Annotated in this window: 12 protein-coding genes; 10 read left to right on the plus strand and 2 right to left on the minus strand. The window is 73.2% G+C overall.

The window, feature by feature from the left end:
- Positions 1 to 44: 44 nt before the first annotated feature.
- Positions 45 to 941 carry a helix-turn-helix transcriptional regulator gene (locus tag AB4K12_RS02495; protein WP_368432553.1) on the minus strand — a complete coding sequence of 299 codons (897 nt, stop codon included), beginning with the start codon at positions 939 to 941 and terminating at the stop codon, positions 45 to 47.
- 182 nt (positions 942 to 1123) lie between these two features.
- Here AB4K12_RS02495 and AB4K12_RS02500 point away from each other — a divergent pair, with 182 nt between their 5' ends.
- A complete protein-coding gene (locus AB4K12_RS02500; RefSeq protein ID WP_362261212.1) occupies positions 1124 to 1339 on the plus strand; it encodes a tautomerase family protein in 216 nt (71 codons plus the stop codon).
- Positions 1340 to 1456: 117 nt separating this feature from the next.
- Positions 1457 to 4828, plus strand: coding sequence for a hypothetical protein (locus tag AB4K12_RS02505; protein WP_368432554.1), 3372 nt, complete (start codon positions 1457 to 1459; stop codon positions 4826 to 4828).
- A 107-nt stretch (positions 4829 to 4935) separates the two neighbouring features.
- Here AB4K12_RS02505 and AB4K12_RS02510 read toward each other — a convergent pair whose 3' ends face one another.
- Complete coding sequence (locus tag AB4K12_RS02510; RefSeq protein ID WP_368432555.1) at positions 4936 to 5490, minus strand: hypothetical protein; 555 nt, start codon at positions 5488 to 5490, stop codon at positions 4936 to 4938.
- A 33-nt stretch (positions 5491 to 5523) separates the two neighbouring features.
- Here AB4K12_RS02510 and AB4K12_RS02515 point away from each other — a divergent pair, with 33 nt between their 5' ends.
- From AB4K12_RS02515 to AB4K12_RS02550, 8 genes are all read left to right on the plus strand, one after another.
- Entirely contained in the window at positions 5524 to 6264 is a 741-nt protein-coding gene (locus AB4K12_RS02515) for a response regulator transcription factor (protein ID WP_368432556.1), read from the plus strand.
- The gene (locus AB4K12_RS02520) at positions 6261 to 7667 is read left to right on the plus strand and encodes a sensor histidine kinase (protein ID WP_368432557.1); all 1407 of its coding nucleotides are present in this window, start codon (positions 6261 to 6263) and stop codon (positions 7665 to 7667) included. Before AB4K12_RS02515 ends, AB4K12_RS02520 begins: the two co-directional genes overlap by 4 nt.
- A gap of 130 nt (positions 7668 to 7797) precedes the next feature.
- Complete coding sequence (locus AB4K12_RS02525; RefSeq protein ID WP_368432558.1) at positions 7798 to 9213, plus strand: cellulose binding domain-containing protein; 1416 nt, start codon at positions 7798 to 7800, stop codon at positions 9211 to 9213.
- A gap of 135 nt (positions 9214 to 9348) precedes the next feature.
- On the plus strand, positions 9349 to 10362 hold the full coding sequence (locus tag AB4K12_RS02530) for a lytic polysaccharide monooxygenase (protein ID WP_368432559.1): 1014 nt from the start codon (positions 9349 to 9351) through the stop codon (positions 10360 to 10362).
- A gap of 349 nt (positions 10363 to 10711) precedes the next feature.
- Complete coding sequence (locus AB4K12_RS02535) at positions 10712 to 11425, plus strand: transglycosylase SLT domain-containing protein (protein WP_368432560.1); 714 nt, start codon at positions 10712 to 10714, stop codon at positions 11423 to 11425.
- Between the two features lie 134 nt (positions 11426 to 11559).
- Positions 11560 to 11922 carry a hypothetical protein gene (locus AB4K12_RS02540; RefSeq protein WP_368432561.1) on the plus strand — a complete coding sequence of 121 codons (363 nt, stop codon included), beginning with the start codon at positions 11560 to 11562 and terminating at the stop codon, positions 11920 to 11922.
- 99 nt (positions 11923 to 12021) lie between these two features.
- Positions 12022 to 12582, plus strand: coding sequence for a PadR family transcriptional regulator (locus AB4K12_RS02545; RefSeq protein ID WP_368432562.1), 561 nt, complete (start codon positions 12022 to 12024; stop codon positions 12580 to 12582).
- Positions 12583 to 12633: 51 nt separating this feature from the next.
- Positions 12634 to 14355, plus strand: coding sequence for an acyl-CoA dehydrogenase family protein (locus AB4K12_RS02550; protein WP_368432563.1), 1722 nt, complete (start codon positions 12634 to 12636; stop codon positions 14353 to 14355).
- Positions 14356 to 14362 lie beyond the last annotated feature (7 nt).

Genomic DNA, 14362 nt, shown 5'->3' on the forward strand with positions numbered 1-14362 from the left:
GAGACACCGGCCGCGGCGGCGCGGTCGCCCCGCCACCGGCACGGCTACGCCTTCCCCTTCCCGGCCCGTGCCCGCGCCCCCTCCCGGACGGCGTTCTCGGCCGCCGACATGTCCTGGGTGCCGATGACGGACAGCAGCTCCAGCTGGGCGGCGGCTCGGGTGCCGGGCGGGGCGGTGAACCACTGCAGGCGCTGATGCCCGTCCTCGCTGAACAGGCTGTGACAGTCCAGCTCGATGACCCCCAGCGCGGCATGGAGGATGCGCTTGCGGTCGACCCGGCGCAGGCCGACGTCGCGGGTCTCCCACAGGGCGGTGAACTCCGCGCTGCGCCGCCGCAGCGCCGTCACCAGCGCGGTGATCTCGCCGTCGCAGCCCCGCCGGGCGCCGACCGCCCGGAGATCGGCGACGAAGACCCGCGAGTGGTGCGCGTGCTCGTCGGCCGGATAGAGGGCGCGGGCGTCGGGGTCGGTGAACCAGCGGTAGACGAAGCTCGCCGCCGGGCCGCGTACCGCCGGATGCCGGCCGACCAGGGCAGCGGCCAGGTCGTTCTGGGCGAGCGTCTCGTGCAGGTCGGTGATGACCTGGGCGGGAGTGGTGGTGAGCCGGTCCAGCAGGCCGAGCAGGCCCGGTTGGACATGTGCCGTGGGGCCGTGCGCCGCCTGGGGAAGGGGGCGGCCGGCGAGGTGGAACAGGTGGTCGCGTTCGTCGCCGCCCAGGCGCAGCGCCCGGGCGAGGGCGGTCAGGGCGTGTTCCGAGGGCTGGGAGCCGCGCCCGCGCTCCAGCTCGGTGTAGTAGTCCGACGACAGGGCTGCCAGCTGCGCGACCTCCTCGCGCCGCAGGCCGGGCACCCGGCGCCGGGGGCCGGTGGGCAGTCCCACGTCGGCCGGACGGATGCGGGCACGGCGGGACTTGAGGAACGCGGCGAGTTCGGAGAGGTTCACGCCGCCCATCGTCACCCGCACCGCGAGGGCCGATCCAGGGGGTGGCATCCCCTGGGTGGACACAACCCTGGCTGGCGGCGGGCCACCCGGCCGATCGTGGGGCACGGAACGGCGACGCCGCCGTTGCCCGACGGCCTGACCGCGGGCGGTTCCGCACACCTCGTCGCAGAAGGAGAACGCACATGCTGTTCGCGAACTTCAAGGTTCCCGCGCACACCCTCAGCGAGGAGCAGAAGCAGCAGATCATCGCCCGCACCACCGACCTGTACGCCGAGCTGTACGGCGAACGCGCCCGTACCACCACCATGGTGCTGGTCGAGGAGGTCACCGACGGCGGCTGGGGCATCGGCGGCGACGTCCTGACCCTCGCCAAGCTGTGGGAGATGCCCCAGCCCTGACCGACCGGACCGGCCTCGAGGCGCCCGGGCTCCACGGCCGGAGGCAGGGGTTCTCCTCCGAGGGTGCCCCTCCGATGGGAATTGGGCGGGAGGCGAAGCGTCGGCGAGAATCCCGGCATGATCCAGAAGCCCGTGGCCGCGCTCGTCGACGAACTGCTCGCCGCCGACGCACCGATGTCGTACCGCCGCCGCCTGACCCGCACCGCCCTCCGCGCGAAGGGGCTGCGCGGCAGCGACGAACTGCGCGCGATGGTCGACGAGCTGGCCGGGCGCGGGGTGTACGAGCGGAGGCTCGCGGCGCTGGCCGCCGAGGCCGGCCACGACTTCGCCTGGCTGGAGACCCACCTGACCGACCCCGACCCGGTCGTCCGGCACCACGCCGTCTCCGCCGTCCGGCGGGGGCACATACCGGACGCCGCCGTCACGGCCGCGATGGACGACGCCCCCGCCATCGTCCGGTACGAGCTGACGCGCGCCGTCGTCACCGGCAGGCGCACCGGCCTCGCCGACGCGCTCATCGGGCCCCTCCGCGCCCGCTGGGGGGACGCGGAGGCCGTCAGGCTGCTGCCCGGCTGCGGCCCGGCCACCGTCGCCGAACTGCTGCCCGGCCTCTTCCACGCCGTCATCGGCTGGACGGCCCTCGCCCGCCACCACGCCGCCCTCATCGCCGACGAGGCCGAGCGCCAGCTCACCGCCCTGCCGGAGGCCGCGCGGCGCGCCTGGTGGCAGGCGAACGGGGCGAGCGTGGCGGCCGCGGCCGAGACCGAACCCCTGCGCGTGCTCGACCTGCTGGAACGCCTGTGCCCCGGGGAGCTGACCTGGCGCATCGAGCACCGGATCGGCAGGCTGGCGGCCGCGGACCCGGGTCGTACCCTCCGTCTGCTGCTCGCGCCCGAACGCGGCACCGCGCACCTCCACCGGCTCGGCACACCCCTGCTGCGCACCCTGGTGCGCCTCGACCCGCCCGAACTCGCCGACCTGGCCCGCGCCCTGGCCCCCGAGACCCGTCAGCTGACGCGCCTGCTGCGCGTCATGGCCCCGTCCCGGCGCGCCGCCTGCTACGACACCGCCATGACCGGCCGCTCCGGCCGCGCCGGCCTGCCCGACGACCTCCTCGAGGTGCTGCCGCGGGCGCGGCGCGAGGCCGAGGCGCGGCGGATGGCCGCGCAGGCCCGGGAGTACGGGGGCTCCTGGCAGCTGATCCTCGCCGCCGTCTCGTTCCTGCCGGTGGCCGAGGCACGGCCGGAACTGCTCGCCGCGACCCGCCGCTCCGCGGCCGAGGACCGCGCGTACGCCTACCCCCTGCTGCTGCGCAACGCCGCGCGCACACGCGAGCCGGCCGTCCTCACCGAACTCCTCGCGGAGCACCTGGGACGGCTGCGCAACGAACAGGACCCCGTGCGCTCCCCGGCGCTCGCCACGCTCGCCGCCGTCCACCCGGCCCTGTTCACCGACGCGGCCGCCCCCCACCTCGAGCGCGTCACCACGGACGCGCTCGAGGCCCGCGACCTCTCCTGGAACGGCGTCTCCGCCCTCGGCAAGCTGGCCGAGGCCGTGCTGCGCGAACACGCCGGCACCGGCGAGAAGGAGCTGACGGCCTGGGCGCTGCGCACCCTCGTCCGGCTCTTCGCCACCAGCCGTCCGCGCCTCACGGGACTGCGGCGCGGGCAGGAGCGCGAGGTCGTCGACGCGCTCCTCCCCTCCATCGAAGCGGCCGTGTCCAGGGCCGAGTACGCGCCGGCGCTCGACCTGATCCGCAGGCTCGACCGGCGCGCCCACGCCGTGCCCGAGCTGCAGGACATCCTGTGGCGGGTGATCCGGGACGGCGACGAGAACATGGCGACCCAGGCCGTGTGGCTGTGGCTGGACGACATCACCACCCGCGACGAACGCCTGCCCCGGCTCCTCGCCCTGGACCCCTCGTTCGCCACCCACCCCCTCGTCACGCCGACACTCGCCGGCCGCCGCATGGACCTGCTGGACGTCGTGCTGGGCGACACCCCGCCGTACGGACGTCTGCTGGCCGAGAACCGCCACTGGGTGCCGCACGTCGGCCCCTCCACGCGCCATTGGCCGCCGCGACAGCAGGCCGCCGCGGCACGGCTGCTGGCCCGCGCCGCGGACGACACCACGCTCCACGTCCACTGGCGCGTATCGGCCATCTGGTCGGCCGCCTGGATCCCCGGGCACGGCACCGAGCTCCTGCGGCGCTTCGCCGACAGCACCGAGGTGCCCCTGGCCGAGGCCGCGCTCGCGGCGATGGCCCACACGGACCGCCCGGAAGAACACCTGACGACGCTCCTCGCCCACGCCGGCGGGGACCGCGCCCGGGTGGCGATCTACGCCGCGACCCGCGTGAGCCGCTTCGTCGCCCCCTCCCGCCTGGCCGGGGAGCTGCGCGCCCTGCTGCTCGCCGACAGCGGGGTGAAGGTGACCAGCCGCAAGGAGGCGGCCCGACTCGCCGCCCACTCGCTGCCGGTACGGGAAGCGGCCGCCCTGCTCGCCGAGGCCTGCGCACACCCGGGCCAGCACCATGACGTGCGGGCCGCCTGCGTGGCCGTCACGACGGGACTGCTGGACCACGCGGAGGCCTGGGTGCTGCTGGAGGACGCCGTGACCGGCCGGCGCGAGCTGCGCCAGGCGGTGCTCGGCACCTCGCCCTACCAACTGCCGGAGCGGCACCGCCCGCGCTACGCGCGGCTGACCCACGCCCTGTGCCGCACGGACGACCCCGAGGTCGCGGTGGCCGCGTACACGGCGCTCGGACAGTGGTCGCGATGGGTGCCGGAGGCGGCCGACACGCTCGTGGACGTCGTCACCGACCTGGACGACCGCGCCGGCTGGCGGGCCGCGGCCCTCGCACTGTGCCACCTCGTCACCACGGGCGGCCCGTCCGGCACCCCGGACCCCGCGCCCCTGGTCCGCGCCCTCGCCGCGCTGATCGCCGCCGACGCGGGCGGCGGGACGCCCGACGCGGAGCCCGACCGCGACCGGCCCGCCCGCCGCCGCGTCCGGTACGTCGTCGCCGACGCCCAGGGCATCCGGTGGAACCACCACGCCACCCTGCCCGTCACGCACGCCGTCGTCGAACTCCTCGGCGCCTCACCCGATTTCGTCGCCGACGCGGTGGACCTGGCGGTCCGGTCCCTCGACCTGGACGCGGCGCCGGACACGCTGGCGGAGGAGCTGACACGCCTGGCCCGGCGCCACGAGGGCAGAGCCGCCCTCGCCGTCCGTACCGCCGCCGCGCTCGAGGCGCGGCTGCGGACCGAGCGGAGCGGCGACGACGAGGCGTTCGCCCACGCCGCACGGGTCCTGTCCGAGGAAGGCGGCCATGCCGCCGGGCTGTTGGCCGTGAGTCTCACGGCCGCCCGCGGCCGTCGCACCGACTGGGCGGATCGCTGGCGCGAACGACTGCGCGCGCTGCGCCGCCACCCGCACCCGGACGTCCGCGACGCCGCCCTCGCGCCGGCCACCGCCGACGAATAGACGAATAGACGAATAACGAACAGACGAATGACGCGGGCCCGGCCCCCGGTGGCGATGCCACCGGGGGCCGGGCCACGGCAGGTGCGGTCGCGTCAGCTGTGGGGGCCTCAGCTCTCCACCGTCTGCACCTGCGGCGGATGGCCGTTCCAGGTGACGAACACCGACGTGGTCCGCAGGCCGGCCACGAAGTCCACCCGGATCCAGGCGCTCTGCTTCCATACCCGCATCCGCCAGCCCTCGTCCGGCGTGGCCGAGACGAGCGTGGCCGAGCTCTCCCCGAGATCGAAGACCGCGCGCCCGCCCCGGACCGGATAGCTCTTCACCGCACCGCCGCCCGACACCGGCCGTTCCTCGGGGCGCGGCGCCGCCCCCGCCTCGTCCTCCGGCGCGGGCGTGGGCGTGACGTGCCGCGCGGACGGCCCCGTGGGGCTCGCCGACGCGGACGGGGACGGGGGTGGCGACGGTGGCAGCGGGGCACGGGCCGAGGGGGCCGGACCGCCCGTCTCCGGCGCCGCGCCGCCGGAGATCGGCAGCGCGCGCGGCGGCTCGTAGGCCGTACCCGCCAGCACGGTCCGCACCCCGTACCAGGACACCGCCATGGCGGCCGCGGTCGCCACAACCCACACCAGGGCCTGCATGATTCCTCGCCTCACCTGGCTCATGGTGCCTCACTCGAATGGCGTACGGTGCCGCCCATGGCAAGACTGCTCGTAGTCGAGGACGATCCGTTCGTGCGCTCGGCCCTCATCCGTCAGCTGACCGAGGCCTCGCACACCGTACGCAGCGTCGGCACCGCCCTCGAGGCGCTGCGCGAAGTGGCGCAGGTCGGCTTCGACCTGGTCATCCTCGACCTCGGACTGCCCGATCTCGACGGGGCGCAGGCACTGAAGATGCTGCGCGGCATCACCGACGTGCCGGTCATCGTGGCCACCGCACGGGACGACGAGGCGGAGATCATCCGCCTGCTCACCGACGGCGCCGACGACTACCTGGTCAAGCCGTTCTCCGTGGCCCACCTGACCGCACGCATGGCCGCCGTCATGCGCCGGACGGGCCGCGGCGCGGGCACGGCGGGCGAACCGGCCCCGTCCGGGGCGCTGCGCGTCGCCGGCCTGTCCGTCGATCCGCTGCGCCGGCTGGCCGAACTGGACGGGCTCGCCCTGGACCTGACCCGCCGTGAGTTCGACTTGCTCGCCTACCTGGCCGCCCGCCCGGGCGTCGTCGTGCCCCGCAAGGAGCTCCTCGCCGAGGTCTGGCAGCAGTCCTACGGAGACGACCAGACCATCGACGTCCACCTGTCCTGGTTACGCCGCAAGCTCGGCGAGACCGCCGCCAGACCGCGCTACCTGCACACCGTCCGCGGGGTCGGCGTCAAGCTCGAGCCGCCGCAGGGGCCGCCCCCGGTGCCTCCGGAGGCACTCATGGAGCAGACGTGAGATGGGCGCTCGTCAGGGTGTCGCTGGCCGTCACGGTCATGGTGGTGCTCGCCTTCGCCGTCCCCCTCGGACTGGTGGTCAAGGAACTGGCCCGGGACCGGGCCTTCGCCGACGCCGAACGGCAGGCCGCCCAGATACGGCCCGCGCTCGCCATCACCACCGACCGCGCACAGCTGGAGCGGGCGGTCGCCAGCTCACAGGCCGGCGGCGACGGCCGCATGGCCGTCCACGTACCGGGCGGCGACGGCGCCCGGCAGAACCCGCCGAGCACCGATCCGCGCGACGCCCACGAGGCGTTCGACATCGGACGCCGCCGCGCCCGGGCACGGGACGTGGAGACCGCCCGCCGCGGCCGCTCCGCCATCACCTCCGTGCCCGGCGGCTACGCCCTGCTCCAGCCGACGGCCCTGAGCACCGGCGAGTTCGCGGTGGTCGAGGTCTACGTGCCGCACCGGGCGGTCGGCAACGGCGTCACCACCTCCTGGGTGATCCTCGCCGGCGTCGGCCTCGGCCTGATCGCCGGCTCCCTCGCCACCGCCGACCGCCTCGGCCTGCGCCTCGTCCGCCCGGCCGAGCGGCTCGCCAAGGCCGCCGCCGAGCTCGGGGAGGGCAGGCTCGGCGTGCGTGTCCGCGAGGACGGCCCCGCCGAACTGCGCGCCGCCGCCGTCGCCTTCAACTCCATGGCCGACAAGATCGTGCAGCTGCTCTCCAACGAACGCGAACTCGCCGCCGACCTCTCCCACCGGCTGCGCACCCCGCTCACCGTCCTCCGCCTCAACGCCGCCTCGCTCGGCGAAGGCCCCGCCGCCGACCAGACCCGCGCCGCCGTCGCCCAGCTGGAACGCGAGGTCGACCAGCTGATCCGCGCCGCCCGCGAACAGGGCGAGCGCACGGAACGGCCCACCCTCGGCTGCGACGCCTGCGAAGTGATCCGTGACCGGATGGACTTCTGGTCCGCCCTCGCCGAGGACGAGGGCCGCACCGTACGGCTCGCGGGCGTCGACGCGACCGTACGCGTCCCCGTCGCCCGCCCCGAACTCGTCGCCGCCCTGGACGCGATGCTCGGCAACGTCTTCCGGCACACGCCCGAGGGCACCGCCTTCGCCGTGGACGTGCACCACAGCGAGGACGCCGTGATCGTGCTCGTCTCCGACGCGGGCCCCGGCATCGCCGACCCGGACGCCGCGCTGCGCCGCGGCCACGGCGCCGGAGGCCCCGGCTCCACCGGCCTCGGCCTGGACATCGTGCGCCGGGTCGCGGAGTCCACCGGCGGGGACGTACGGGTCGGGCGATCGGTCCTCGGCGGCACGGAGGTACGAGTGTGGCTCTCGCTCGACGGGGGCGGCACCCGGCGGCGCCGCGAGCGCCGCCGCCGGGTACGGCGTGGCCGGGCACGTCCTTAACACCCACCGATGCGTTCCTTAAACCCACCATAAGAACCCGCCCCCGCACCGCGATTCGGCGATTTGCACCGTTCGCGCTCGCTAGCGTGCCGCCCGTACCTACCCCCCAGTCAGAACAGGCAGGCACGCGATGGGTTCCTCCGCACACCGCCGACGACCGAGCCGCAAGGCGAAGGCGGCCGGCATCGTCGCCGCCGCGGCGATCGCGACCGGCGCCGCGTTCACCCTCACCGGCACCGCCCAGGCCGCCTCGGTCGGCGCGGCCTTCTCCACGACCGGCTCCTGGTCGGGCGGCTTCACCGGGCAGTACGTCCTCACCAACGCGACGAACAAGCAACTGCCGCACTGGAAGCTGACGTTCGACCTCCCGGCCGGGGCGAAGATCACCTCCCTGTGGAACGGCAAGCACACCGTCAGCGGCCGCAGCGTCACCGTCGAGCCGGAGAGCTGGAACGCGACCATCGCCCCCGGCGCGACCGTCACCGTCGGATTCGTCGCGACCGGCGGCAGCGGGTCGACCGCCCCGGCCAACTGCCGCGTCAACGGCGCCAAGTGCTCCGCGGACAAGGACCCCGAGCCGCGGCCCACCGAGCCCACGTCCACTCCGACGAAGCCGCAGCCCACCCCGACCACACCGACCCCCGGCGGCGCGAACGCCGCCTTCGCCCCATACGTCGACACCTCCCTCTACCCCGCCTACGACCTGCTGGGCACCGCCGAGAAGACCGGCGTGAAGCACTTCAACCTGGCCTTCATCACCTCCGGCGGCGGCTGCACCCCCAAGTGGGGCGGCGTCACCGACCTCGGCGGCGACGCCGTCGCGCAGCAGATCGGGAAGCTGCGCCAGGCGGGCGGCGACGTACGGGTCTCCTTCGGCGGGGCCGCCGGATCCGAACTGGGCCTGGCCTGCTCCTCCACCGACGCGCTCGCCGCCGCCTACGGCAAGGTCGTGGACACGTACAAGCTCACCAAGGTCGACTTCGACATCGAGGGCGCCGCGCTGCCCAACACGGCCGCCAACACCCGCCGCGCCCAGGCCATAGCCCGGCTCCAGAAGAGCCACCCCGGCCTCGACGTCTCCTTCACCCTGCCGGTGATGCCCAGCGGACTCACCCAGGACGGCGTCAATCTGATCGAGAACGCCAGGAAGAACGGCGTCGCCGTCTCCACGGTCAACGTCATGGCGATGGACTACGGCTCGTCCTTCAACGGCGACATGGGGCAGTACGCCATCGACGCGGCCACCGCCACGCAGGCGCAGGTCAAGGGCGTACTGGGGCTCAGCGACGCGGCGGCGTGGAAGGCCGTCGCGGTCACCCCGATGATCGGCGTCAACGACGTGGCCGCCGAGGTCTTCACGGTCGACGACGCGACGCAGCTGGCGCGCTTCGCCCGGACCAAGCGGATGGGATGGCTGTCGATGTGGTCGGCGGCCCGCGACAAGCCGTGCCCCGGCGGCCCGCAGAACTCCGCGTCCGCGACCTGCAGCTCGATCCGGCAGGACCCGCTGGCCTTCACGAAGGCGTTCGCGGCCCCGCAGGGCTGACGCCCGCCCCCCCAGGACTGAGGCCCGTCCCCCCACCGTCCCCCACCTCCCCCCACACCGCCCCGCACGCCGGCACCGCCCCCCACCGAACGGCCGGCGTGCGGGGCACCCCCCTCACCCCCAAGGAGACCCCCCATGCGCACGCGTCACACGGCCCTGCGGATATCCCTGCTCGGTCTCGCCCCGCTCACGCTCACCGCGCTGACCGCCGGCCCGGCGGAGGCGCACGGCTCCATGACGGACCCGGTCAGCCGGGTGTCCGCGTGTTTCGCCGAGGGGCCCGAACATCCGCGCTCGGCGGCCTGCAAGGCGATGGTCGCGGCCGGCGGCACCCAGCCGCTCTACGACTGGAACGAGGTCAACATCGGCGACGCCGCCGGCCGCCACCGCCGGATCATCCCCGACGGCAAGCTGTGCAGCGCCGGACGCGACAAGTACAAGGGCCTGGACGCGCCGCGCGCCGACTGGCCGGGATCGAAGCTCGCCCCGGGCAGGCACACCTTCCGGTACCGGGCCACGGCCCCCCACCGCGGCACGTTCGAGCTGTACATCACCAAGGACGGCTACGACCCCAAGAAGCCGCTGAAGTGGTCGGACCTGGAGGCCAAGCCGTTCGCCAAGGTCACCAACCCCACGCTGAACGCCGGAAGCTACGTCTTCGACGGCACGGTCCCCAAGCGGTCCGGCCGGCACCTGATCTACAGCATCTGGCAGCGCTCGGACAGCCCCGAGGCCTTCTACACCTGCTCCGACGTGGACTTCTCCGGCAAGGCGCCGGCGACCAAGGCGCTGGCGCCGGTCGCGTCCGCTCCCAGTGACGCGCAGATCGCGGAAGACGCCGCCAAGTCGACGGTCGACCACAACGGACACGGCGGCGATGGCGGCGACGCCTCCGGCGAGGGCGCGCCCGCCCAGGCCGGGCACGGCGAGGCCGGACACGGTGAGAGTGCGCACGTCAAGAACGGCCACGAGCCCCACTCCGCGGTGAAGGCGGCCAACGCCCCGGCCGCCCAGGGCGGCCGCCTCGCCGAGACCGGCGGCGACAGCCGCACGGCGGCGCTGGCCGTCGGAGGCGTCGCGGTCCTGTCGGCCGGCTGCGCCACCCTCTTCCTGGCCCTGCGCCGCCGCGCCGCCCGTCGCGGCGCCTGACCGCAGTCTCCCCACCGCCGGGGCCGCGTCCACCGGGACGACGGCCCCGGCCGCGCGCGGGTACGAGTGCTCACACTCCGTGAGTCGAAGGGGGGCCGGTTGTGAGGCCCCTCATGGGGCCTGGATCACATACGAAAGAGGGCCGTATTCAGGTCCCCTTTCAGGACGCGACGAAACCGCGTCCGGCCTCGTGGCATGCGGCCTGAGGCCGTAGGTCACACCTTTGCCAGGGGGTTTTTGCGCCGCTAACAATTGCTGAGTCGCACGGCGCCGTCGACCGAGAAACGGCGCTCTTTTTGCGCCATTGACGGCCATTGCGACGTAAGCGATTGGAAGGGTTCAGCTCGTTATGCGCTCCACCGTCTCCGGTTATTCCGCTCTGTCCAAGGCTCATAAGTTCTCCGCTGCCGGTCTGGTGACCGTGGCCGGTGCCGCCGCTCTGACGTTCGCTCTGGTGCCCCAGGCCCAGGCCGCGGATGCTCACTCGGTTGGTGTGAAGACGGTGTCGCTGAGTGCTCAGGAGTTCGGTGTGACGCAGGACGCGGAGCTGGCGAAGGCCGCGGACGATGCTGCCGGTCAGGCGCAGGTGAAGGCCGCTGCCGCGGTGAAGGCCGACGCGGATGCCGCCGCGAAGGCGAAGGTTGATGCCGAGCGTGCGAGCCGTTCCGAGGCCCGTAAGCCGATGAAGCCCGCCGCCAAGCCCGCCGCCAAGACTGCCGCCGCTCCGGCGAAGAAGGCCTACGCCGACAACCTGGACGGCTGGATCAACGAGTCCCTGGACATCCTGCGCTCCAAGGGCATCCCGGCCTCCTACGACGGCATCAAGCGCAACATCATGCGCGAGTCGACCGGTAACCCCCAGGCGATCAACGACTGGGACGTCAACGCGGTGAACGGCGTGCCGTCGAAGGGTCTGCTGCAGATCATCGATCCCACCTTCAAGGCGTATCACGTCGAGGGCACCTCCTGGAACATTTACGACCCGGTCGCCAACATCACCGCGTCCTGCAACTACGCGGCCGACAAGTACGGCTCCATGGACAACGTCAACTCCGCGTACTGATCCGGACGCAACACGCGCCGCAGCGCATCGCGCCGCCCGAGGGGCGCGGCACCCGCGAGGGAGCCGCGCCCCTCGGGCGTTGTGGCACCCGGGCGATTCCCTCTTGTGGATCAAGAAACCTTAGGCTTTGGATCATGCACATCACGTTGACCGAGCACGCCCGGTGCCTCTACGACGACGCGTATCTGCCGGTGCCGGGCTGCGGCCGCGCCCACCACGAGCGGAACTTCGTCGAAGAGCTGACGTTCGCCGACGCCGACGCGATCCTCGCCATGCTGCGTGGACTGGGCCCGCACGTGGTCGAGGGCCGCCTCCCCGTGTGGATCCGCAATCTCGCCTACCGGCTGCTTCTGCTCCAGCGCCCCGACGAACCGGCGCTGATGCGCGAGGCGGCGGACAGCCTCCACCTGCACGGCCCCGACTGGGACGAGATCGCCGCCGAGCTCCGCCTGAGGGCCGACGCCCTGGAGGCCGGAGGGCTGGAGTCCGCGGCGTAGGGCGTGGCCGTGTCCTGGACGGCCGGCCCGGGTGAGCCGCGTCTCACCCGGGCCGTACCTCTTGTCTATGCAACAAGTTGCATAGAAAGATCCGGGGTCATGGCGCTCGAGCACGCGATCCTCGTCTCTCTGCTGGAGAAGCCGGGTTCCGGCTATGAGCTGGCCCGGCGCTTCGAGCGGTCCATCGGCTACTTCTGGACCGCGACCCACCAGCAGATCTACCGCGTCCTCAAGCGGATGGAGGGCGACGGCTGGGTCACCGTCCGGGAGATCCCGCAGCAGGGCAGGCCGGACAAGAAGGAGTACTCCGTTCCCGCCCTCGGCCGGGCCGCCCTCTCCCGGTGGCTGCACGAGCCGATCGAACCCGAGAGCGTGCGGCACGATCTCGCCGTGAAGATCCGCGGGGCGGCCTTCGACGACCCGGCCGCGCTGATCCGCGAGGTCGAGCGGCACCACCAGGTGCACACCGACCGGCTCGCGCACTACCTGGTGGGGGAACGGCGTGATTTCACCGGGCCTGAGGCTCCCGTGACGCCCGACGATGTCGGGCGGGAGCTCCAGCACGTCGTGCTGCGCGGCGGCATCGCGTACGAGCGGATGACGCTCGCCTGGCTCGACGACGTCCTCGCCACCCTCCACCGGCTCCGCGCCGAGCGCTGAAACCCCAGGCAACCGCCACCTTCGACCGTCAAGCCGGAAAGGCGAACTTCCATGGCCGACCCGCTGCTGTTCAACCCTCGCACCTACAACCCCGCGCACTTCGACCCCGAGACCCGCAGGCTGCTGCGCGCCACCGTCGACTGGTTCGAGGAGCGCGGCAAGCGCAAGCTGATAGAGGACTACCGCTCCCGTGCCTGGCTGGCGGACTTCCTCGCGTTCTCGGCGAAGGAGGGCCTGTTCGCGACGTTCCTGACCCCCGCGGCGGCCGCTGACGGAGCCGAGGACAAGCGCTGGGACACCGCCCGGATCGCCGCCCTCAACGAGATCTTCGGCTTCTACGGGCTCGACTACTGGTACGCGTGGCAGGTCACCATCCTCGGCCTCGGCCCGGTCTGGCAGAGCGACAACGCCGCCGCCCGCGCCCGCGCCGCGGAACTCCTCTCCCAGGGCGAGGTGTTCGCCTTCGGCCTGTCGGAGAAGACCCACGGCGCCGACATCTACTCCACCGACATGCTGCTGGAGCCCGACGGCGACGGCGGCTTCCGGGCCAGCGGCTCCAAGTACTACATCGGCAACGGCAACGCCGCCGGCCTCGTCTCCGTCTTCGGCCGCCGCACCGACGTCGAGGGCCCCGACGGCTACGTCTTCTTCGCCGCCGACAGCCGCCACCCGGCGTACCACCTGGTGAAGAACGTCGTCGACTCCTCGAAGTACGTCAGCGAGTTCCGCCTCGAGGACTACCCGGTCGCGGCCGGCGACATCCTGCACACCGGTCGCGCCGCCTTCGACGCCGCCCTGAACACCGTCAACGTCGGCAAGTTCAACCTCTGCACCGGCGCGATCGGCATCTGCGAGCACGCGATGTACGAGGCCGTCACCCACGCGCACAACCGCATCCTCTACGGCCGTCCCGTCACCGCCTTCCCGCACGTGCGCCGCGAGCTGACCGACGCCTACGTCCGCCTCGTCGGCATGAAGCTCTTCAGCGACCGCGCCGTCGACTACTTCCGCTCCGCCGGCCCCGACGACCGCCGCTACCTCCTCTTCAACCCCATGACGAAGATGAAGGTGACCACCGAGGGCGAGAAGGTCATCGACCTCATGTGGGACGTCATCGCGGCCAAGGGCTTCGAGAAGGACACCTACTTCGCCCAGGCCGCCACCGAGATCCGCGGCCTGCCGAAGCTGGAGGGCACGGTCCACGTCAACCTCGCGCTGATCCTCAAGTTCATGGGCAACCACCTGCTGAACCCCGCCGAGTACGCGCCCGTGCCGACCCGCCTCGACGCGGCCGACGACGAGTTCCTCTTCCGGCAGGGCCCGGCCCGGGGCCTCGGCTCCATCCGCTTCCACGACTGGCGCGGAGCCTACGACGCGTACGCCCACGTGCCCAACGTCGGCCGCTTCCGCGAGCAGGCCGACGCGCTGTGCGAGTTCGTCGCCACCGCCGCCCCCGACGAGGAGCAGAGCCGCGACCTCGACCTCCTCCTCGCCATCGGTCAGCTGTTCGCGCTCGTCGTGCACGGCCAGCTGATCCTGGAGCAGGCGCGCCTGACCGGCCTCGAGGAGGACGTGCTCGACGAGCTGTTCGCCGTCCTCGTCCGCGACTTCTCCGCGCACGCCGTGGAGCTGCACGGCAAGGACTCCGCCACCGAGGCCCAGCAGAGCTGGGCGCTCGGCGCGGTCCGCCGCCCGGTCGTCGACGACGCCCGCTCGGCACGCGTCTGGGAGCGCGTCGAGGCGCTGTCCGGGGCGTACGAGATGGCCCCGTAACCAACAC

The sequence above is a fragment of the Streptomyces sp. C36 genome (assembly GCF_040932295.1).
Lineage (GTDB): Bacteria > Actinomycetota > Actinomycetes > Streptomycetales > Streptomycetaceae > Streptomyces > Streptomyces triculaminicus.